Source organism: Mycolicibacterium sichuanense, assembly GCF_033741125.1.
Lineage (GTDB): Bacteria > Actinomycetota > Actinomycetes > Mycobacteriales > Mycobacteriaceae > Mycobacterium.
Genome location: NZ_JAWQPU010000007.1, coordinates 240942 through 261527 on the forward strand (window position 1 = coordinate 240942; position 20586 = coordinate 261527).

General features: G+C 68.8%; 21 protein-coding genes. 11 read left to right on the forward strand and 10 right to left on the reverse strand.

The features are described from left to right. Positions 1–5 precede the first annotated feature (5 nt). Positions 6–1181, reverse strand: coding sequence for an acyl-CoA dehydrogenase family protein (locus SBI80_RS21790; protein ID WP_413232772.1), 1176 nt, complete (start codon positions 1179–1181; stop codon positions 6–8). Next, positions 1174–2370 (reverse strand): acyl-CoA dehydrogenase family protein, encoded by a 1197-nt coding sequence (locus SBI80_RS21795; protein ID WP_318976909.1) that lies wholly within the window; start codon positions 2368–2370, stop codon positions 1174–1176. Before SBI80_RS21795 ends, SBI80_RS21790 begins: the two co-directional genes overlap by 8 nt. Positions 2371–2482: 112 nt before the next feature. Between SBI80_RS21795 and SBI80_RS21800 the strand changes: the two genes are divergently transcribed. The 3 genes from SBI80_RS21800 (at position 2483) to SBI80_RS21810 (ending at position 5141) form a co-directional block, all read left to right on the forward strand. Beyond that, the gene (locus SBI80_RS21800) at positions 2483–3361 is read left to right on the forward strand and encodes a DUF1295 domain-containing protein (RefSeq protein ID WP_318977032.1); all 879 of its coding nucleotides are present in this window, start codon (positions 2483–2485) and stop codon (positions 3359–3361) included. Beyond that, a complete protein-coding gene (locus SBI80_RS21805) occupies positions 3358–4461 on the forward strand; it encodes an FAD-dependent oxidoreductase (protein ID WP_318976910.1) in 1104 nt (367 codons plus the stop codon). The genes SBI80_RS21800 and SBI80_RS21805 overlap by 4 nt, the downstream gene beginning before the upstream one ends. Before the next feature lie 281 nt (positions 4462–4742). Further along, the gene (locus tag SBI80_RS21810) at positions 4743–5141 is read left to right on the forward strand and encodes a heme-binding protein (protein WP_318976911.1); all 399 of its coding nucleotides are present in this window, start codon (positions 4743–4745) and stop codon (positions 5139–5141) included. A 54-nt stretch (positions 5142–5195) separates the two neighbouring features. Here the strand turns inward: SBI80_RS21810 and SBI80_RS21815 are convergent, their stop codons facing one another. Beyond that, positions 5196–6101, reverse strand: a complete 906-nt coding sequence (locus SBI80_RS21815) for an AraC family transcriptional regulator (RefSeq protein ID WP_318976912.1) — start codon at positions 6099–6101, stop codon at positions 5196–5198. Between the two features lie 161 nt (positions 6102–6262). Between SBI80_RS21815 and SBI80_RS21820 the strand changes: the two genes are divergently transcribed. Then, a complete protein-coding gene (locus SBI80_RS21820) occupies positions 6263–7345 on the forward strand; it encodes an aldo/keto reductase (RefSeq protein ID WP_318976913.1) in 1083 nt (360 codons plus the stop codon). Positions 7346–7348: 3 nt separating this feature from the next. Here SBI80_RS21820 and SBI80_RS21825 read toward each other — a convergent pair whose 3' ends face one another. Next, positions 7349–8899, reverse strand: coding sequence for an acyl-CoA carboxylase subunit beta (locus SBI80_RS21825; protein WP_318976914.1), 1551 nt, complete (start codon positions 8897–8899; stop codon positions 7349–7351). Positions 8900–8948: 49 nt separating this feature from the next. On the opposite strand from SBI80_RS21825, the gene SBI80_RS21830 reads away from it, so the two are divergent. Next, positions 8949–9380, forward strand: coding sequence for a PPOX class F420-dependent oxidoreductase (locus SBI80_RS21830; RefSeq protein ID WP_318976915.1), 432 nt, complete (start codon positions 8949–8951; stop codon positions 9378–9380). Here SBI80_RS21830 and SBI80_RS21835 read toward each other — a convergent pair. Genes SBI80_RS21835 through SBI80_RS21845 form a run of 3 tightly spaced genes read right to left on the reverse strand, consistent with a single transcriptional unit; the run spans position 9377 to position 11546 of the window. Next, entirely contained in the window at positions 9377–9808 is a 432-nt protein-coding gene (locus SBI80_RS21835) for a type II toxin-antitoxin system Rv0910 family toxin (protein WP_318976916.1), read from the reverse strand. The two genes, SBI80_RS21830 and SBI80_RS21835, sit on opposite strands and share 4 nt — an antisense overlap. 23 nt (positions 9809–9831) lie before the next feature. Beyond that, complete coding sequence (gene lipE / locus SBI80_RS21840) at positions 9832–11061, reverse strand: lipase LipE (protein WP_318976917.1); 1230 nt, start codon at positions 11059–11061, stop codon at positions 9832–9834. Continuing rightward, on the reverse strand, positions 11058–11546 hold the full coding sequence (locus SBI80_RS21845) for a peroxynitrite isomerase (RefSeq protein ID WP_318976918.1): 489 nt from the start codon (positions 11544–11546) through the stop codon (positions 11058–11060). The genes lipE and SBI80_RS21845 overlap by 4 nt, the downstream gene beginning before the upstream one ends. Positions 11547–11628: 82 nt before the next feature. Between SBI80_RS21845 and SBI80_RS21850 the strand changes: the two genes are divergently transcribed. Beyond that, a complete protein-coding gene (locus SBI80_RS21850) occupies positions 11629–12888 on the forward strand; it encodes an HNH endonuclease signature motif containing protein (RefSeq protein ID WP_318976919.1) in 1260 nt (419 codons plus the stop codon). A gap of 12 nt (positions 12889–12900) precedes the next feature. On the opposite strand, the gene ilvD is transcribed toward SBI80_RS21850, so the two are convergent. Next, positions 12901–14613, reverse strand: coding sequence for a dihydroxy-acid dehydratase (gene ilvD / locus SBI80_RS21855; protein WP_318976920.1), 1713 nt, complete (start codon positions 14611–14613; stop codon positions 12901–12903). A gap of 80 nt (positions 14614–14693) precedes the next feature. Between ilvD and SBI80_RS21860 the strand changes: the two genes are divergently transcribed. The 3 genes from SBI80_RS21860 (at position 14694) to SBI80_RS21870 (ending at position 16767) form a co-directional block, all read left to right on the forward strand. Continuing rightward, positions 14694–15311: a DUF305 domain-containing protein gene (locus SBI80_RS21860; RefSeq protein ID WP_318976921.1), complete on the forward strand. Its 618-nt coding sequence runs from the start codon at positions 14694–14696 to the stop codon at positions 15309–15311. Positions 15312–15313: 2 nt separating this feature from the next. Next, positions 15314–15619 carry a copper-sensing transcriptional repressor RicR gene (gene ricR, locus SBI80_RS21865; RefSeq protein ID WP_318976922.1) on the forward strand — a complete coding sequence of 102 codons (306 nt, stop codon included), beginning with the start codon at positions 15314–15316 and terminating at the stop codon, positions 15617–15619. Between the two features lie 164 nt (positions 15620–15783). Next, positions 15784–16767, forward strand: a complete 984-nt coding sequence (locus tag SBI80_RS21870) for a L,D-transpeptidase (RefSeq protein ID WP_318976923.1) — start codon at positions 15784–15786, stop codon at positions 16765–16767. Between the two features lie 65 nt (positions 16768–16832). Here the strand turns inward: SBI80_RS21870 and SBI80_RS21875 are convergent, their stop codons facing one another. Beyond that, complete coding sequence (locus SBI80_RS21875; RefSeq protein WP_318976924.1) at positions 16833–18824, reverse strand: M13 family metallopeptidase; 1992 nt, start codon at positions 18822–18824, stop codon at positions 16833–16835. Between the two features lie 85 nt (positions 18825–18909). Between SBI80_RS21875 and SBI80_RS21880 the strand changes: the two genes are divergently transcribed. Both SBI80_RS21880 and SBI80_RS21885 read left to right on the forward strand, forming a co-directional pair. After that, positions 18910–19500: a hypothetical protein gene (locus tag SBI80_RS21880; RefSeq protein WP_318976925.1), complete on the forward strand. Its 591-nt coding sequence runs from the start codon at positions 18910–18912 to the stop codon at positions 19498–19500. Beyond that, positions 19497–20186: a hypothetical protein gene (locus SBI80_RS21885; protein ID WP_318976926.1), complete on the forward strand. Its 690-nt coding sequence runs from the start codon at positions 19497–19499 to the stop codon at positions 20184–20186. The genes SBI80_RS21880 and SBI80_RS21885 overlap by 4 nt, the downstream gene beginning before the upstream one ends. Here the strand turns inward: SBI80_RS21885 and SBI80_RS21890 are convergent. Continuing rightward, positions 20183–20569, reverse strand: a complete 387-nt coding sequence (locus SBI80_RS21890) for a DUF1330 domain-containing protein (protein ID WP_318976927.1) — start codon at positions 20567–20569, stop codon at positions 20183–20185. The two genes, SBI80_RS21885 and SBI80_RS21890, sit on opposite strands and share 4 nt — an antisense overlap. Positions 20570–20586: the final 17 nt, after the last annotated feature.

Below are 20586 nucleotides of genomic sequence, written 5' to 3' on the forward strand. Positions count from 1 at the left end.
CGTGCCTAGCCGCGGGTGCCGTCGGCGACGCGCGGTGGCTTGTCGGGCGACGCGGTGTCGAGCACCAGTTCGGCGATGCGGGACCGGTGTTGCTCGGCGCTGCCCAGCAGGGCCGCGTCGGTGATCGCACGCTTGAAGTACAAGTGCGCCTTGTGTTCCCACGTGAAGCCAATGCCGCCGAGGGTTTGGATGGCGTCGGTCGCCACGCGGCTGAATGCCGCCGAGCACGTCGCCTGCGCGATGCTGGCGACCAGCAACGGGTCGTCGGAGCCGTCGGTCAGCGCCCACACCGCGTGTTGTGCGGTCGAGCGGGCGTGTTCGAGGTCGACCATCATGTCGGCCAGCCGGTGCTTGACCGCCTGGAACGACCCGATCGGCCGACCGAACTGGAGGCGTTCCCTGGCGTATTGCACGGCGACGTCCAGGATGTGCTGTGCGGCGCCGACCTGTTCGACGGCTAGCAGCACCGAACCCACCTGCAGCGCATGACTCATCACGCGCGCAGCCTCGCTGGGGCCGGCCACCCGGCGGGCCGATGCATCCGTCAGTGAGACGGTGGCCTGCGGCCGCGTCGGGTCGACGGTGAGCAACGGCGTACGCGAGACACCGGCCGCACCGGCGTCGACGACGTACAGGCCGAGGCCGTCGGGGCCGGCGGCAGCCACCAGCAGGTCGTCGGCGGCGCCCGCGTCGACCACACGCTCGACGGTGCCGGTGAGCGTCCAGGCGTCACCCGTGGCGGTCGCGGCGACGTGCACCGTCGAATCCAGTGCACCCGCCAGGTCCCGCACGGCGAACGCCGCGGTCCGCCGGCCCTCGACGAGCGCGGCCAGCACCTCGTCGCGCACCGGGCCCGGCGAGGCGGCGACCAGCGCGGGGATGGCGAGGTAGACCGTGCCGAAGAACGGCCCGCACGCCAGCGCGGCACCGAGCTCCTCGACGGCCACCGCCTGGTCGATCAGCGTGCCACCGACGCCTCCGTCGGCCTCGGGCACCGAGAGCCCGAGTACGCCGAGCTCGGTGCCCAGCCGCGTCCACGCCTTGGGGTCGAAGGGCGGGTCGGACTCCATGAGCCGGCGCACCGTCGCCTCGTCGAAGTTCTCGGCGCAGAATCTGCGCACCGCGCTGCGCAGCTGCTCCTGCTCGTCGGTGAACGTGTACTCCGCAAGCTCCTCAACCACGAGGGATCTCCTTCCACGGCATGCCGGCATCGGCACGCAAGTCACCGGGCAGGCCGAGGACCCGCTCGCCAAGGATGTTGCGCATCACGTCCGACGTGCCGCCCTCGATGGTGTTGGCGCGGCTGCGCAGGTAGCGCTGCTGGATCGGGCCGCGCCAATCGGCGTCTTCGCGGTCGCCCTCCTGCGTCGAATAGCCGTGGTACAGAATCCCTTCCGGCCCAAGCAGATCCATGCAGAACTGGTAGATCTGCTGGTTCAGCTCGGCACCGACGAGCTTGCCGATCGAGCCCTCGGGACCCGGTCCGCCGACGGTCGCCTTGGCGCGGGACCGCTCCGACGTCAGGCGCTGTGCCTCCGAGCGCAACCACAGCTGGGTCAACCGGTCGCGCAGGACGGGGGTCTGTCGTTCGGGGCGGGCCGCCCACAGCGCGACGGCCTCGGCGATCGTGCCCGCGCCGCGCCGGCTGCCGCTGCCACCGAGCGCGCTGCGCTCGTTCATCAACGTGGTCATCGCGACGGCCCAGCCGTTGCCGACGTCACCGAGGCGATGGGCGTCCGGGATGCGGGCGTCGTCGAAGTACACCTCGTTGAACTCGGCCTGGCCGGTGAGCTGGCGTAGCGGCCGGGTCTCGACGCCCGGGGAGTGCATGTCGATGACGAAGTAGGTCAGACCCTTGTGCTTGGGCACGTCGGGGTTGGTGCGGGCCAGCAGCAGTCCCCACCGCGCCCGGTGGGCCAGGCTCGTCCAGACCTTCTGCCCATTGATCACCCAGTCGTCTCCGTCGCGCACTGCGGAGGTGGCCAGCCCGGCCAGATCCGAACCGGCTCCCGGTTCGGAGAACAGCTGACACCAGATGTCCTCGGTGGTGGCCAGTGGCCGCAGCCAGGAGCGCTTGAGTTCGTCGGACTGGGCGTGCTCGCGCAGCGTCGGGGCCGCCATGCCGTACCCCATCGGGTTCAGCCCCAGCGGCACCGGCCCGCCGGCGCCCTGCAGGATCCGGTCCGCGATGGCCTGGTTTCCGCGGGAGACCCCGAGTCCGCCAAGACCTTCGGGGAAGTGCACCCAGGACAGGCCGGCGTCGTAGCAGGCGCCGAGGAATTCGGGGATCGGCACCGACTTCGGATCGTGCTCTCGAACGACGGTCCGCGCCAGGTCGGCGACCCGGTCGGCATCAGCAACGTTGCTCATTCAGTCACGATAGGAACTCGACACCCGTCAATCCACACCGGGGGTCGTTTCTCGCATCGAGGGACGGCTCAGGGCGTACAACTAGAACGTGTTGCAATTCCTCGGCCGGCCGATGAACAAGACCCGGTCCCTGCTCGTCGTCGCGGTCGCGTACGTCTTCGCCATCGGTGTCGCGGCGGCATGGCTGGCATGGGGTCCTGGCACGGGCCGCCTCTGGCTCGACACCCTCGTCGCCGACGTGCTCGCCACCCTGGTGGTGTTCGCGTTCAGCCGCATGTACCGGAACTCGAGTTTCTACGACGCGTACTGGAGCGTCATTCCGCCGCTGCTGATTCTGTACTGGTGGAGTCAGGCGGGACCCGGTGTGGACCGGATGCGCTGCTGGCTGGTCGCGATCGTGGTGGTCCTCTGGGCGATTCGGCTGACCGCGAATTGGGTCTACGCGTTTCCCGGCCTGCACCACGAGGACTGGCGCTATCCGATGTTCAAGGAGCGTGCCGGGCGGTGGGAGTTCTTGGCCGACCTCGGGGCGATCCACCTGATCCCGACCTGTCAGGTCTTCCTCGCCATGGTGCCGGCCTACGTCGCCGTCACCCGGCCCGGCGCGGGCGTGACCTGGCTCGCCTGGGTGGCTTTCGTGGTGGGGCTGGCTGCGGTCGGCATCGAGCTCGCCGCCGACGTGCAGATGCACCGGTTCGTGGCGACGCGGCGCCCCGGCGAGGTGATGGACCGCGGACTGTGGAGTTGGTCGCGCCATCCAAACTACTTCGGCGAGTTCGGGTTTTGGCTCGCGGTCGCACTCTTCGGGGTGGCGGCGGCCCCGGCCGACGCCTGGTGGCTCGTCATCGGTGCGGTGGCCATCCTGGCGATGTTCCTCTTCGCGAGCATTCCGATGATGGAGCAACGCAGCCTGGACCGCCGACCCGGCTACCAGGACGTCGTCGACAGGGTGTCGCGCTTCGTGCCGCGCCCGCCGAAGGCCGGGCGGTGAAGCGCGTCGTCGTCGCCGGGCTCGGGGACAGCGGCATCCTCACCGCCATCCGGCTCGCGCGGCGGGCCGAGGTCGTCGGTATCTCCAGCAAGACCGCGCTGGTCAGCGGCCAGGAGCTGGGCATCCGACTCAGCCGGCCCGACGACTGGGCACGCGACTACTGGATCGCATTCGACAGATTCCGCGGCCTGGATCGCGTGCGCAAGGTGCACGCCACGCTGAGCGGTGTCGACCTCGCGGCGCGCACGGTCTCGGTCGAGTGCGCCGACGGTACCGAGGACACCGAGCACTACGACGCGCTGGTGATCGCGACGGGTGTGTCCAATGGCTTCTGGCGACGACCGAAGGTGCAGTCGCCCAACGAGATCGGCAACGAGCTGCGCGACGCCCACGCTCGGCTGGCGGCTGCCGGATCCGTCGTCGTCCTCGGCGGTGGCGCCGCGGCGGTGAGTAGTGCGGCGAACCTGGCGGCGACTTGGCCTGCCACGCACGTCGACCTCTACTACCCGGGTGAGCGAGCGCTGCCTCGGCACCACCCGCGGGTGTGGGGCCGGATCCGGCGCAGGCTGCTCGATCTCGGCGTGGGTCTGCACGCCGGGCACCGCGCCGTGGTGCCGGACGGATTCGCGTGTGACGAGATCACCGCCGATCCGGTGCATTGGAGCACCGGCCAACCGCCGGTCACCGCCGACGCCGTGCTCTGGACCATCGGCCGGGTGCGTCCCAACACCGGCTGGTTGCCCCGGGAGATGCTCGACGAGCACGGTTTCGTGCGCGTCGACCCCGATCTTCGGGTGCCGGGGCACCCCGGTGTCTTCGCGATCGGCGACGTCGCCGCCACCGACCCGCTGCGCAGTTCGGCGCGCAACCGGGCCGACGGGCTCCTGGCCCACAACGTCCGCGCGTACTTCGACGGCCGGCCGTTGCGCGTCTTTCAAGCGCCGCAACGGCGTTGGGGGTCGGTGCTGGGCGTCCAGCGCGACGGTCTTGAGGTGTTCACCAGCGGCGGTCGTGCCGTCCGGTTTCCGGCATGGTCGATCGATCGCATCCTGCAACCGGTGATCGTGCGCCGGGGCATCTACGGCGGCGTGCGTGGCTGAGGGTGTCAGCACAGCTGCATAACGATTCGGTCACGTCCGTCAGGGCGATGATCACGATCAATTAAGAGTCTGGGCTCGTTCATGAGCAAATGCGCGCAATCGAGCCGAAAGTGTCGCACGGGTCACCCGGTGGCGGCGTAACGCCGGGCGCGCACGACGCGATGGGGGTCCAAACAGGTTCTGGCAGTGCGCCGTCGGACGCGTACGGTGGGCAACGGGTCGGGATGCGAGAATCCAGAACGTGGTTCCCGCGACCAACTTTCGAGGGGAATCGAGACATCATGAAATCCAGTGGAGAATTCGCGCGCCGGAGTGCCATCGGGACGCTGGCCGGAAGCCTGTTCGCCGCGGTCGCGGCCGCCACCATCGCGGCACCCGTCGCGTCAGCGGCACCGGATTGCAGCGCCGCGGGCGTGGCCGACACCGTCAGCACGACGACGGGCCAGGCCCGCGACTACCTTGGCGCGCATCCTGGCGCCAACGACGTGGTGACCGCGGCGTACCACCAGCCGCGGGCCGAGGCGGCGGCCAACATCCGGAGCTACTTCACGGCCAACCCGTCGGAGTACTACCAGCTGCGCGGCATCCTCGCCCCGATCGGCGAGACGCAGCGTCAATGCAACGTGTCGGTGCTGCCGCCGGACCTCTCGACGGCCTACGACGAGTTCATGGCCGGCTGACCGGAGTCGAACCAACCACCGCCGCAGCGTATTCGCTGCGGCGGTGGTGTCGGGTCAGAGCACTGCCGGATGGCTGGCGGCGGTACGCAGACGCTGTGCGTCCCGAGCCGGTGGTGCACCGAAGAGGCGGTGGTACTCGCGACTGAATTGCGACGGGCTGTCGTAACCCACCAGGTGGCCGATGGACGCGACGTCACCGTGTCGAGACATCACGTATGAGCGTGCTGCCTGCAGCCTGATCCTCTTCTGAAACTGCAAGGGGCTCATCGCAGTAACCGCGCGGAAGTGTCGGTGAAATGCCGAAGCGCTCATCCCGCAGGACTGAGCGAGATCTTCGACCCGCATGGGTTCGCTGTAGTGCTCGCGCAGCCAGGTGATTGCGTTGGTGACGTGCGACAGGTTGCCGTCGGCGAGGCCGATCTGACGCAGCGTGTGGCCATCTGGCCCGCTGAGCAGTCGCCAGAGGATCTCCCTCTCGATCAACGGCGAGAGAATGGGTGCATCCCTGGGGGACTCGAGGAGTCGCAACATGCGGGCGACGGCGTCGAGCAACTCGGGTGTGGCATCACCCGTGGTCATCGCCGTCTGTCCCCGCGCCGGCTCTGGCCGGTGTCCGCGCGCGGCCGCGAGCGCCAGCTCGGCAACGACCGGTGGCCGGATCACCAGGCCGACGCCCAGCGCCGGGTGCGCCGCGCTGGTCTCGATGAATTGGCCAGTCACGGGCAGTGCGGCGGTCACCACCAGGAATTGCCCGGAGCGGTATTCGTACACCTGGTCGCCGAGCCAGAGTCGCTTGCCGCCCTGAGCCATCACGACCACGAGCGGCTCAGTCAACGAGTAGTCGACGTGTTCGCCACCGGTGGTCACCTTGGACAGCAGCAGTCCTTCGATTGGTGTGGACATGTCCGGCCGGGCATGCGTGCCGATGCGGGTGCGGATCTCCGCGAGGACGGTCGTCATGGGCACCCGACCACAGAACCACCTCACACTCGCGCCCGGCAACCTGATCCGCGCAAGTCGAGCAGGAATGGGCAAGAGATCGCGGGGATCGGTCTACCTCCGGCCGGCCGTGAGCGCTTCGATGATGTCGTAAGCCATTCATCGAGATGAGGAGCCACACCGTGTCACTCGACCACTACGTCACCCTTGGTCGATCGGGCCTGCGGGTCAGTCCATTTGCGCTTGGCGCCATGACATTCGGAGAGGACGCCGGAGGGGCTGGCGCCAGCGTCGAGGAATCCGAGCGGATCCTGTCGCACTATCTCGAGCGCGGCGGAAACTTCGTGGACACCGCCAACTTCTACACCAACGGACATTCCGAGAAGATCCTTGGCGACTACTTCACCAGGCGGCCAGGGTTGCGGGATCGTGTCATCGTCGCCTCCAAGTTCTTCACGAACATGTACCCGGGCGACCCCAATGGCGGCGGTGCGGGACGATCGTCGATCATCGCGCAGCTTCACCAGAGTCTGCGCCGTCTGCAGACCGACCACCTCGACGTCTACTGGCTGCACAATTGGGATCGGCACACCCCGATCGAGGAGACGATGCGCACCCTCGATGATCTGGTCCGGGCGGGTACCGTCCGCTACGTCGGGTTCTCCAATACCCCGGCCTGGGTGACTGCCACCGCACAGACCATGGCAGTGTTGCGCGGCTGGACACCGCTGGTCGCGCTGCAGGTGGAGTATTCGCTGCTGGCCAGGACGGTCGAGGGCGAACTCGCTCCGCTCGCCCTGGATCAGGGGATGGCCCTGATGCCGTGGAGCCCGCTGCGGAACGGATTCCTCTCCGGCAAGTATCGGCGCGGGTCGACCGTGGCGGACTCTGCCCGCGCGGCATTCGTCGGCGGGCCCAGCGACGCCGACTTCGGCGTGATCGACGTGGTCGACGCCATCGCCGATGATCTGGGCACCTCTGCTGCGGCGGTGTCCCTGGCCTGGCTACGGGCGCGCCGGGGGACCGTCGTCCCCATCCTCGGTGCCCGCCGATTGCACCATCTCGAGGCCAACCTCGCGGCGGCCGACGTCGTCTTGACCGACGAGCAGCTGTGCCTCCTCGACGACGTCTCGCGCCCAACCCTGAACTATCCGGCGCCGATGCACGGGGCGCAGCGGGCCTCGTTGCAGTTCGCCGGGACGACCGTGGATGGAGAGCCCTCCGAGGTGTATCCGCCGCTGCTGCACAGCGATACGAGATACTGACCGCTACCAGGTGTCGACGAAGCGCGGCCGGGCGGACTCCCTGGGTGCGGCGGCCGCGGCGGCAAGGGTGGCCGCGATGAGGTCACGGGTGTCGGCCGGGTCGATGACGTCGTCGATCTCGAACAGCGCGGCGGCGTTGAGGGCCTTGGCATTGTCCTGAGCGGCGGCGGTGGCCTGTCGCACCCGCTCTTCGCGTTCGTCGTCGTCGGCGATCGACTCGAGTTCCTTGCGCAACCCCAGTCGGACGGCGCCCTCCAGGCCCATCGGTCCGAGATGGGCGCCCGGCCAGGCCACCGTCAGCAGCGGTTCGTGCAAGCTGCCACCGCACATCGCCTGTGCCCCAAGCCCGTAACCGCGTCGGAGAATGACCGCGATCAGCGGCACCCGCAGCGCCGCGCCGGCCACCAGCAGCCGCGAACCGCGCCGCACCAGCGCCTCGGCCTCCGCGGCGGGGCCGACCATGTATCCGGGGCAGTCGACCAGCGACACCACCGGCAGTCCGAACGCATCGCACAGCTGCAGGAACCGGGCCGCCTTGTCGGCGGCATCCGCGGTGATGGCCCCGGCCATCACGCGAGTGTCGTTGGCCAGCAAGCCGACCGGGCGGCCGTCGATGCGCGCCAGCGCCGTCACCAGCTCCGGTGCGAAACGCTCGCGCAGGAATGTCACCGATCCCTCGTCGGCGATCGTCTCGATGATCGGCCCGACGTGGTACGCGCGTCGGGCGCGTTCGGGAATCATCGAGCGCAGGGCGGTCTGGTCCGCGGCACCACCCGGGGTGCTCGGCCCGCGGAAGTACCCGAGCAGCTTCTTGGTGACGGTGACGGCCGCGGCCTCGTCGGGCACCACGACGTCGACCACGCCGTTGGGGGCCTGTACCGACATCGGACCGACGTCGTCGGGTGCGACGTCACCGAGACCACCGCCGGCGATCATCGCCGGACCGCCCATCCCGATCGAGGCGTCCGCGGTGGCGACGATCAGGTCGGCGCACCCGGCGATGACGGCGTTGCCCGCGAAGCAGCGACCCCGGACCACGGCAATCCGCGGTACCAGCCCGGACAGCGCCGCCCACAGCTTGAACGCGCGCACGTCCAGCGACGAGACCACCGGATAGTCGGTGTCACCCGGCCTGCCACCGCCACCTTCGGCGAAGAACACCGTCGGCAGGCGCAGGCGCTCGATGACGTCGAACAGCCGGTCCTTCTTCCGGTGGCCGAGCGCGCCCTGCGTCCCCGCCAGCACCGTGTAGTCGTAGGCCAGCACCGCGCAGGGGGCGCCTTCGATGCGCGCCGTTCCGGCCACCAGCCCGTCGGCGGGCGTCCGCGCGACCAGGTCGTGGACGTCACGCCGAAGACGTTGCGCCGCGATCGCATAGCGGCCGTACTCGACCAGCGAACCCGGATCGATCAGGTCGGCGACGTTCTCCCGCGCGGTGCGTCCGCCGCCGGCGTGTCTGCGCTCGACGGCGTCGGGGCGGGCCGCGTCCTCGGTCAGCGTGCGGCGGCGCAGCAGCTCGACGAGGTCGTCGCGCAGCGGTTCGTCAGTCGGCATCTCGACCCTTCTGGAATAGCGTGACCGCGGTCACGGGTTGCGCTCTGGCATGACCGCATCCTCATTCAACCCGCGCATCCTGCTGGCCGAGGCGCGACTCGGCGTGCTGGCCACCATCAAGGCCAACGGCCTGCCGCAGCTCTCACCGGTGACCCCCTTCTACGACCGGGCCGCCGACGTCGTCTACGTGTCGATGACCGAGGGCCGGGCCAAGACCGCCAACCTGCGCCGCGACCCCCGGGCGGCGCTGGAGGTCACCAGCGCCGACGGCTGGTCCTGGGCCACCGCCGAGGGCACCGTGACGCTGACCGGCCCAGGCACCGATCCGCAGGGGCCGGAGGTACAGGTACTCGTCGACTACTACCGCAGCGCGGCGGGGGAGCACCCCGACTGGGACGAATACCGGTCGGTGATGGTGTCCGACCGCAGAGTGCTGATGGCGCTGGCGGTTCAAAGGATCTACGGCGAGAGCGTCCGCTAGCCGTACAGCTCCTCGAACTTCTTGATCGACCGCTCGATGTCGCCCTTCACCGCGCGCGAGGCCGCCATGCCGATGGGCCCGAACAGCGGTGCGCCACCGAGGTCGATCTTGAGCCGGAACTCGCAGCCCTTCGGTAGCGGCTTGACGGTCATGTTCAGGGCGTACCTGGTGCCGCCGACGCCGTCGCCGGTGATGCCGATCAGCGTCGGGGGATCGAGCTGTTGCACCGTCCACGTGACGCGGTTGCGCATGCCCTTGGCGCCCGCGACACCCACGATCGTCGTGCCAACGGCCAGGTCGTCGGGCAGGTCGCTGCGCCAGCCCTGGTGCATCGTCAGCCAGTCACCGAGAGAGGACAGGTCCGATACGTGTGACCACGCATCCTCCGGGGTGATGGACAGTTTGCGGGACAGCTCGACCTTGGCCATCCGCGCATGCTAACCCGAGGTGCTCACCCGAAGGCCGCGGCGATGGCATCCAGCACGGCGGGGTAGCGCTTGGCCTCGCGGTGACCACCGGGCTTGCCGCTGCTGACGACTCCGACCGCGATGTCGCGCTGGGGGTCGGCCCACACGGCGATGTCGACCAGGCCGGTGTGGCCGAACGCGGCGGGTGCGTTCAGCCCGAACGGTCCGAAGCGCTTGGAGCCCAGCATGTATCCGGTGCCCCAGCGCATCGGCATCAATCCCATGGCGATGTCGGGGCGCATGCGCCTGGCCTGACGTGTGGCGGCGCGCAGGGTTTCGGGCTGCATGACGCGCACACCGTCCAATTCGCCGCCTCGGCGCAGCATCTCGGCAAACCGGGACAGCTCGTTGGCGGTGGACACGGTGCTCGACGACGGCACCACGCTGGTCAGGAACTGCGGGGTGTTGGTGAACGGGATGATCTGGTGCGTCGTCCCGCCCACGGCCAGCTTGAACGCGGCCGCGATGGGCGGCGGCAGCGGCTTGCCGGTGGCGTGACTCGGAGCGACCAGTGGAACGTCCTGCGGACTGACGCCGTAATTGGTCCACCGGAAGCCGAGCGGGTCGAGGATCTCGTCGGCCAGCACGTCGCGGATGTTCTTGCCGGTCGCGGCCGAGACGATCTCGCGGGTCAGTGGGCCCCACGTCAGTGCGTGGTACACGTGCACCAGCCCCGGCGGGTAGATCGCCCGCAGGTTGCCAAGCATCTCGCGGGCGTACTCGCTGTCGTTCATCCGCTTGAGATCGGGCTTCGGGCCGGTGGCGAACGGGACGCCCGCGCTGTGGGTCATCACGTGCCGGATGGTGGTGCGGTCCTTGCCGCGGCCGGTGTAGCTCGGCAGGTAGTCGCTGACGCGGTCGTCGAGCGACAGCACCCCGCGTTCGGCGAGCATGTGCACGACCGTCGTCGTCATCGCCTTGGCCGCGGAGTACACGCAGAACGGGGTCTCCGTCGTGACGGGCACCTTCTCGGCGTCCGGCGGATCGTCGGGCCCGTTGCCCCACCCGTGCCCGATCGCCCGGTCCAGGACGACCTTCCCGCGGTGGCGCACGCACACCTGGATGGCCGGGTGCATGCCGGCCGAATACCAGTACCTGGTGGCCCGCCAGATGCGCTCGATGGCCGAGACGTCGACGCCGGACTGATCCTCCTCGCCGCGCGAGGTGACCGCGTCGAGGTCGCTCGGTACCCGAATCCTGCCGTCGGCCGTCATGCCTGCTTCCTGCGCAACGTGGCGGCCAAGTGGTGCTGCAGCGGCTGGCCGACCGCGCCGAGACGCAGCGTGTAGGTGAGCTCGTCACCGTCGACGAGGATCGAACGGCTGAGTGCCGTAACGTCTTTCGCCGACGACGTCAAGCCGATCGACGTCGCGGTCAGTTCGATGTCCATCCTGCCGTCGGTGACCGTCACGGTGCCCTCCTGAATCTCGGCGATGCCGGTCGGATGCGCGAGCACCAGTTCGACCCGGCCCTGCGCCGGGGCCCGCAGATATCCGGTCTCGGCGTGCAGGGGACGGCCGTCGTCGGTGGCCCTGGTTCGCTGGCCGTAGGTCAGGAATGGCTTGCCGACGTGGCCGAACGTCACCTCCTCGAGGTAGCCGAACGACGGGATCGTCGGGTACTCGCCCGCGCCGGTGCCCGACCAGGTGCCCAGCAGTGGAGCGAGCATCGCCAAGCCGGGATGGAGGTCTGGCGTCATGGAGAAAACCCTACCCACATGCGGAGAATCCCCGCGGATCGCATCGTCCGGGTTTGTCGTACGTCTCTGCGATGATGGTGGCATGTCCTCAGCGGCAACGTCTTTGGCTCCTCAGGAGCGGCTCGAGGTGTTGTTCGCCGAGATGGAAGAGCTCGCCGGGCAACGCAACGCCATCGACGGCCGGCTGGCGCAGATCGCCGCCGAGATCGACGGCGACGGGATCTGGGGCTCCACCGGCGCCCGCTCGGTGCCTGCGCTGGTGGCGTGGAAGTTGGGCATCTCCCCGTACGACGCGACCACGCTGGTGACGGTGGCGCGGCGACTGCACGAATTCCCCCGCCTGGCCGAAGCCACCGTCCAAGGCCGCCTCTCGCTGGATCAGATCGGGGTGATCGCCGCCGGGGCGGCATCGGGCTCCGACGATCACTACGCCGAGTTGGCCGTGGTCGCGACGGTGACCCAGTTGCGGACCGCGGTGAAGCTGGAACCCAAGCCCGAACCCGGACCGCGCCCGGAACCGGAACGTTCCTTCATTCGGAGGGAAGGCGACCGCGGTACGACGTGGAAGATCACCCTGCCACCTTCTGAGGCGGCGGTGTTCGACGCCGCGGTGCAGTCCCACCACGACGCGTTGATCGCGCAATGGAGACGCGACCGCGGCGAGGAGAGCGATCCCAGTGACGCCGGTGGCGACTCCGAAGACGTTCGGGTGCCGCCGTTCCCGGATCGGGTCGATGCGTTCCTGGGTGTGGTGCAGGCCGGCTGGGACACCGACGTGGCCCACCGTCCACACGGGCAGCGGACCACGGTGGTGGTGCATCTGGACGTGGAGAGCCGTTCGGCGGCCTGGCATCTGGGTGGCTTGCTCTCCAATGATGAACGCCGCCTGCTGCTGTGTGACACCACGTGTGAGGTCTGGTTCGAACGCCACGGCCGGGTGATCGGTGCGGGCCGGGAGACCCGCCAGATCAGCCGCCGACTACGCCGGGCCCTGGAGCACCGCGACCGCTGTTGTGTGGTCCCCGGGTGCGGAGCCACCCGCGGACTGCATGCTCATCACGTTCGGCATTGGGAGGACGGCGGTCCCACCGAGCTGGACAACCTCGTCCTGCTCTGCCCGTACCATCACCGGCTGCACCACCGGGGCGGCCTCACCATCGCCGGCACCGCTTACGACCTCGTCGTCACCGACACCGAGGACACCCCGCTGACCGGCGCCTCGCTGGCCCGGCCACCGACCACACCCCCACCTGATGTCCCACCATGCCGCGGCCCCCTCGGAGAACGCGCCGACTGGTGGTGGTACGACCCCTACGAACCCCAACCACCACCGGACGGCTAGCTGTCACGACAACTAGCCGCAGACTGCGCCGGTCGCCGCGGAGCCAACCAGCTTGCGGTACTTGGCCAGCACGCCGGTGGGGTACTTGGGGGCGGGCGGGGTGAAACCCTTCTTGCGGGACTCGAATTCGTCGGCGTCGACGAGCAGGTCCAGCGTGCCCCTGCCCACGTCGAGCCGGATCCGGTCGCCGTCCGCGACGAACGCGATGGGTCCGGCGTCGACCGCTTCCGGAGCGATGTGACCGACGCACAGACCGGTGGTGCCGCCCGAGAAGCGCCCGTCGGTCATCAGCAGCACGTCCTTGCCGAGTCCCGCGCCCTTGATCGCGCCGGTGATGGCGAGCATCTCGCGCATGCCGGGCCCGCCCTTGGGACCTTCGTAGCGGATGACGACGACATCGCCACCGGTGATCGTGCCGTCCTCGAGTGCGTCCATCGCGGCCCGCTCACCGTCGAAGACCCTTGCGGTGCCCTCGAAGACGTCGGAATCGAACCCAGCCGACTTGACCACGGCGCCCTCGGGAGCCAGCGACCCGTGCAGAATCGTGATGCCGCCCGTCGGGTGAATCGGATTGCTCATCGCGCGCAGCACCTTGCCATCGGGATCCGGTGGCTCGATGTGGGCGAGGTTCTCAGCCATGGTCCGGCCGGTGACGGTGAGGCAGTCGCCGTGCAGCAGGCCGTTGTCCAGCAGTGCCTTCATGACGACGGGCACGCCACCGATCTCGTCGACGTGCTTCATCACGTGGCGACCGAAGGGCTTGACGTCGGCGAGGTGCGGCACCTTCTGTCCGATGCGGGTGAAGTCGGCGAGCGTCAGCTTCACGCCGGCCTCCCACGCAATCGCCAGCAGGTGGAGCACGGCGTTGGTGGATCCGCCGAATGCCATCACCACGGCAATGGCGTTCTCGAACGCCTCGAGCGTGAGGATGTCACTGGTGGTGATGCCGCGGCGAAGCATCTCGACGACGGCCTCGCCCGACTGGCGGGCGTACTCGTCGCGCCGCTTGTCGATGGCCACCGGGGATGCGCTGCCCGGCAACGACATGCCCAGTGCCTCGGCGGCGCTGGCCATGGTGTTCGCGGTGTACATGCCGCCACAGGCGCCCTCGCCCGGACAGATGGCGCGCTCGATGATGTCGACGTCTTGGCGCGACATCAACCCGCGGGCGCAGGCGCCGACGGCCTCGAAGGCGTCGATGATGGTGACTTCTCGCTCGGTGCCGTCGGTCATCTTGGCGACGCCGGGCATGATCGAGCCGTTGTAGAAGAAGACGCTCGCCAGGTTGAGGCGGGCGGCCGCCATGAGCATGCCGGGGATCGACTTGTCGCACCCGGCCAAGAGCACGGTGCCGTCCAGCCGTTCGGCCTGCACCACCGTCTCGACGCTGTCCGCGATCACCTCGCGGGAGACCAGGGAGAAGTGCATGCCCTCGTGGCCCATCGAGATGCCGTCCGACACGGAGATCGTGCCGAATTCCAGCGGGTAGCCGCCGGCGGAGTGCACGCCGCCCTTGACGGACTGCGCCAGTCGCTGCAGCGACATGTTGCACGGCGTGATCTCGTTCCACGACGATCCGACGCCGATCTGGGGCTTGGCCCAATCGTCGTCGCCCATGCCGACGGCGCGCAGCATGCCGCGGGCGGCGGTCTTCTCGAGGCCGTCGGTGACGTCACGGCTGCGCGGCTTGATGTCGGGGCTGCTACCAGGCTGATCAGAGGGCATTGGTCAAGTATGCCTTCGGGTGGTTCGCCCACCAAACCAGTTTTCGATACCCCGGTGGGGTATCCGGTACGGTGGAATTCATGAAGTCGTCGATCGTGCCGGTGGCCGCCATCGCCATGGGTATCGCCACCGCCCTGTTCCTGTCCGCGTGTAGCAGCCCGGCGCCCGACTCCCACGGCGGGCATTCCAGCGAGACCAGCGCGGGGGCCGCCCAGCCGGCCACGAACGACGCCGCCGACGTCACCTTCGCCACCGACATGATTCCGCACCATCAGCAGGCCGTGGAGATGTCGGCCCTGGTGCCCCAGCGCTCCACCAACCCCGCTGTGATCAAGCTGGCCTCCGACATCTCCGCCGCGCAGGGGCCCGAGATCGAGACCATGAAGGCCTTCCTGGTGCAGTGGAACGCCGCACCGGCCACCGGCCACGAGGGACATGACGGCATGACGGGAATGCCCGGCATGGGGATGCAGGGCATGGTCGACGATGCGACGATGGCCAAGCTCGAGTCGCTCGAGGGCGCCGAGTTCGACGACCTCTGGCTCCGGTCGATGATCGGCCACCACGAAGGGGCCGTCGCGATGGCAAGGACCGAGATCGCCGATGGCGCCAATGCCGACGCCAAGACGCTGGCGCAGACGATCGTGACGGCGCAACAGGCCGAGATCGACCAAATGAAGAAGATGCTGGGAGAGTGAAGATGTCGGAGACGTCCGGCGCCAGTCCGCACGGCTACTCGGCGAACAAGGTCGACTACGCCAAGCGGCTGCGGCGCATCGAGGGGCAGGTCCGCGGGATCGCCAAGATGATCGAGGACGACAAGTACTGCATCGACGTCCTCACCCAGATCAGTGCCGTCAACAGCGCCCTGCAGTCGGTCGCGTTGGGATTGCTCGACGAGCACCTCGGGCACTGCGTTACGCATGCGGTCGCCGAGGGTGGCGACGAGGCCGAGCGCAAGCTCGCCGAGGCATCGGCCGCGATCGCCCGCCTGGTCAAGTCCTGACCAGCCCCCGGCCGAGGGTAACGAACGGGCCGGGATCGACGATCAAACGGGCAGCTAGACGCCCGTTTCGACCCACCGGTGGTCGGGGGTGGGGGATTTCCGCAGCACGGGCCCGGTCGGCGCGCTGTGCAACACTGGATTCACTCGTGTATTGGAGGTGGCGCATGCGCCAGGAAACGTTCAAGCGAACGACGGCGAGATTCGCCACCGCAATCATCACCGCCGGACTGGTCGCCGGCACCGTCGTCAGCAGCCCCGCTGCCTGGGCAGACCCCGAGGTCAACCCCGATCCCGCAGCCATCGACTCGCAGCCCATCGAGCAGCCCGCGCCGCCACCGGCCGATCCCATGGCACCGGCCGATCCGCTGGCCGCCCCCGCAGCGGCACCGACCGTGATCCCGCAGGGCACGCCCGCCGGGCAGGATCCGACGCCCTACACCGGGCCGCCGGTCTTCGCGCCGCCGAGCTTCAACCCAAGCAACGGGTCGATGGTCGGGGTCGCCAAGCCAATCGCCATCAACTTCGCCCGCCCCATCGCCGATCGAGCGATGGCGCAGGCCGCGGTGCACGTGTCCTCCGTGCCGGCGGTGCCCGGCAAGTTCTACTGGCTGAGTGACACCCAGCTGCGCTGGCGCCCGATCGACTTCTGGCCGGCCAACACGACGGTGAACATCGACGCCGGCGGCACCAAGTCGAGCTTCCGCACCGGTGAGTCCCTGGTGGCCACGGTCGACAACACCACCCACCAGATGCAGATCGTCCGCAACGGGACGCTGGAGAAGACGTTCCCGGTGTCGATGGGCAAGCCCGGCCACGACACCCCCAACGGCACCTACTACGTGCTGGAGAAGTTCCCCAGCATCGTGATGGACTCCGCGACCTATGGCGTGCCGAGCACCTCGGCGCAGGGGTACAAGCTGACCGTCCAGAACGCCGTGCGCATCGACAACAGCGGCAACTTCGTGCACAGCGCCCCGTGGTCGGTCGCCGATCAGGGCAAGCGCAACGTCAGCCACGGCTGCATCAACCTCAGTGCAGCCAACGCGCAGTGGTTCTTCGACAACTTCGGCAGCGGTGACCCGATCGTGGTGAAGAACTCCGTCGGCACCTACAGCCAGAACGACGGCGCACAGGACTGGCAGATGTAGCTCGCGAAAAGACGCAAGGGGCCCTGAAACCTAGTGTTTCAGGGCCCCTTGCGTCTGCTCGGCAGCTAGTTCCAGATGCTGACGCGTTTCTCGGGATCCAGGAACAGCTCGTCGTCCTCGGTCACCCCGAAGGCGTCGTAGAAGGCGTCGAGGTTGCGCACGATGCCATTGCAGCGGAACTCGGGCGGGGAGTGCGGATCGATCGCCAGCCGGCGGATGGCCTCTGCGTCGCGGGACTTGGTGCGCCACACCTGCGCCCACCCGAAGAACACCCGCTGTACGCCCGTGAGGCCGTCGATCACCGGAGCCGGCTCGCCGCCGAGGGACAGCTCGTAGGCCAGCAGGGCGATCGAGAGCCCGCCGAGGTCCCCGATGTTCTCCCCGACGGTGAACGCGCCATTCACGTGCTGTCCATCGGTCAGCTGTCGCGGCACGAACTGGTCGTACTGCTCGATCAATGCCTTGGTCCGCGAACCGAATTCGGCACGATCACTGTCGGTCCACCAGTCGACGAGGTTGCCGTCGCCGTCGTACTTGGCGCCCTGGTCGTCGAAGCCGTGTCCGATTTCGTGGCCGATCACCGCGCCGATGCCGCCGTAGTTGGCAGCGTCGTCGGCGTCGGCATCGAAGAAGGGCGGCTGCAGGATCGCTGCGGGGAAGACGATTTCGTTCATGCCGGGGTTGTAGTAGGCATTCACGGTCTGGGGCGTCATGAACCACTCGTCGCGGTCGACCGGGGCGCCCAGCTTCGCGAGTTCGCGATCATAGCCAACGACGTTGCCGCGCTTGTAGTTTCCGTACAGGTCGGCCCGGTCGATCACCAGGCCGGGGTAGTCCCGCCACCGGACGGGATAGCCGATCTTCGGGGTGAACTTGTCCAGTTTCGCCAGCGCGCGCGCTCGCGTCTCGGGGGTCATCCACTCGAGGTCGTCGATGCTGACGCGGTAGGCCTCCCGCAGGTTGGCCACCAGCTCGTCCATCCGCGCCTTGGCGTCCGGCGGGAAGTGGCGCTCGACGTAGAGCTTGCCGACGGCGTCGCCCATCAGGTTCTCCACCAGGGCCACCCCGCGCTTCCAGCGCTCGCGGATCTCCTCGGTGCCGCTCAGGGTGCGGCCGTAGAAGTCGAAGTTCTCGGCGACCAAGGCATCGGTCAGGATGGAGGATCGCGAGCTGATCACCCGCCAGCGCAGCCAGCGCTTCCAGTCCTCGAGGTCTTCGGCGGCCCACAGCGCCGCGAAGGCGGTCAGGGCATCGGGCTGGCGCACCACGACCTCGGCGGCCTTCTCGGCGTTGGTTCCGATGGCGCCGATCCAGCCGGCCCAGTCGAATCCCGGCGCCTCGGCGATCAGCTCGTCGAAGGTACGGAGGTTGTAGGTCAGGTCGGCGTCGCGGCGCTTGACCACGTCCCAGTGCGAGGCGGCGATCTTGGTCTCCAGCGCGACGATGCGCTCGGCGGTGGCCTCCCACTCGTTGGGCTGGGGCTCCTCGCCGAACGCCAGCGCGAACATCCGGGTGATGTGGCCCGGGTAGGCCGCCAGGATGTCGGCGTGCTTGGCATCGCGGTAGTACGACTCGTCGGGCAGCCCGAGCCCGGACTGCGAGAGGTGCAGCAGGTAGCGGGTGGAGTCCTTGGAGTCGGTGTCGACGTAGAGCCCGGTGCCGCCGCCGACGCCGCTGCGCTGCAGTCCGCCCAGCACGGCGGCCAGCGCATCGCGGTCGGCAGCGGCGTCGATCGTCGCGAGCTCGTCGAGCAACGGCTGCACGCCGACCCGGGCGACCGTCGCCTCGTCCATGAAGCTGGCGTACAGGTCGCCAACCCGCTGCTCGTCGGTGCCGGCTTCGGCGTGCAGCTCGCTGGCCTCGACGATCAAATCGCGGACCTGTTCCTCGGCCCGGTCGGCGAGCAGCCGGAACGCGCCGTCGGTCGCCCGGTCGGCCGGGATGTCGTAGTCGGCCAGCCAACGGCCGTTGACGTGACCGAACAGGTCGTCCTGGGGGCGGGTGTCGTCGTCGACGTGGGACAGGTCGATACCGGAGTGGGTGGCTTCTAAGGTCACCTCGCCATCCTGCCAAAAGATGGCGGCCCGCCGCGGGCTCGCTGGTCGCGGCGGCGACCGCACTTCGCCGGGTACCCTCACGCGCATGTCAGACGAGCTCGACGACGAGCGCACCCAGGCGGGTGCCGGTGGCATCACCGGCTTCGGGATCGCCTCCGCAGTGCTGGGCGTCCTGTCGGTGGCCGCCGTCGTGCTGGCGGTGCTGATCTGGAACGGCCACCGCCACGAGGTCGACGATCGTGCCTACCAGACCCGCGTGCTGCAGGCCGCCGCCGACTGGACCAACGTGCTGATCAACATGAACTCATCGACCGTGACCCAGAGCATGAAGACGCTGCACGACGGCACGGTCGGTCAGCTCAACGCCAACTTCGAGACCGCCGTCGAACCCTTCAGCCAGGTGGTGCAGAAGTTGCAGTCCCAGACGGTCGGGCAGGTCGAATCGGTGGCGATCGAGTCGCTGTTCCACGCCAAGCCCGGTGATCCGGGGTTGCCGCCGGTACCGCAGCCCGAGCTGGCCACCGTGTCCTCGCGCACCGACGACGTCCTGGTGGTCGCCACGTCGGTCAGCCAGAATGCCGGCACCAAGCCACTGACGGTGCACTGGACGCTGCGGCTGGCCGTGTCCGACGTCGACGGCAAGTTGCTGGTCTCGCGACTGGAGACCATCCGATGAGGAACCGCCTGCGGGTGCTCGGCTTCGACGTCGCAGCGCCGCTCGCCGCGATTCTGGCACTGGTGTACCTGGGCGTGGTGCTGGCTTGGCCGCTGTGGTGGGTCTCGGTGTGCTCGGTGCTGTGCCTGCTGATCGTGCAGGGGTCGATCGTCAACGTGGTGCTGTTCCGGCGTGATGGCGTCACCGTCGGCACCGACGACGATGGCCCGGGTCTGCGGCTGGCCGTGGTGGGGCTGGCCACCGTCGCGCTGGCGGCCGCGGTCGTGGTGGGCTACACCCGGTGGACCGCGCCGGAGGCCGCGATGCACCGCGACGTCTCCGAGGTGGTCGGTATCGCCAGCAGTGCGGCCGAGGCCTCCGCGACGTTCGCGCCTGCGACGCCGACCGCCAGCCTGGACCGGCTGACGTCGATGATGACGCCGCGCGGGTCGGATGCGTTCAAGGCCGAATTCGATTCGATGGCAAAGGATTTGACGACCAAGGGGCTCAGCGTTCAAGCAAGCACGGTGTCGGCGGGGGTGGAGGCGATCGGCCCGCAGGCTGCCGTCGTCGCGGTCGTCATGCGCGGCACGCAGAACGGACCGGGACGGGCGCCCGAGACCGTCCCGCTGCCGCTGCGGGTGTCGCTGCTCAAACAGGACGGCCGCTGGCTGGTCGACGATCTTTCGCCGATCAACTCGCGTTAGCCTCCGGCGAGCGTCCAGTGCGTGGTGGCGACCAGATCACCCTGTTCGAGGGCCGAGGCTCGATGCTGGTGGATCCGCTGATACTCCGGGTCGGTGACCATGTCGGTGAAGGCCTGCGGCGTCGGGTACTCGACCACCAGGATCGCGTCCCACCACGGGTGTTCACCATCGCCGATGACGTTGACCGGGTTGGCGCCGCCGTAGCGAATGCTGGCGCCCACCCGCTGCAGGTGTGGCTCGACCTCCCGGGCGTAGCGGCCGTAGTGCTCCAGACCGTCGCCGGCGTGGAACTTCAAGAGGTTGATCATCACCACGGGGGCGTCGGCGGGTAGCTGCGCAAGCGCCTTCAGGTTGACCGGACGTTCGTCGACGGTGTTGGTCATGCGGTCTCCTCGGGCTC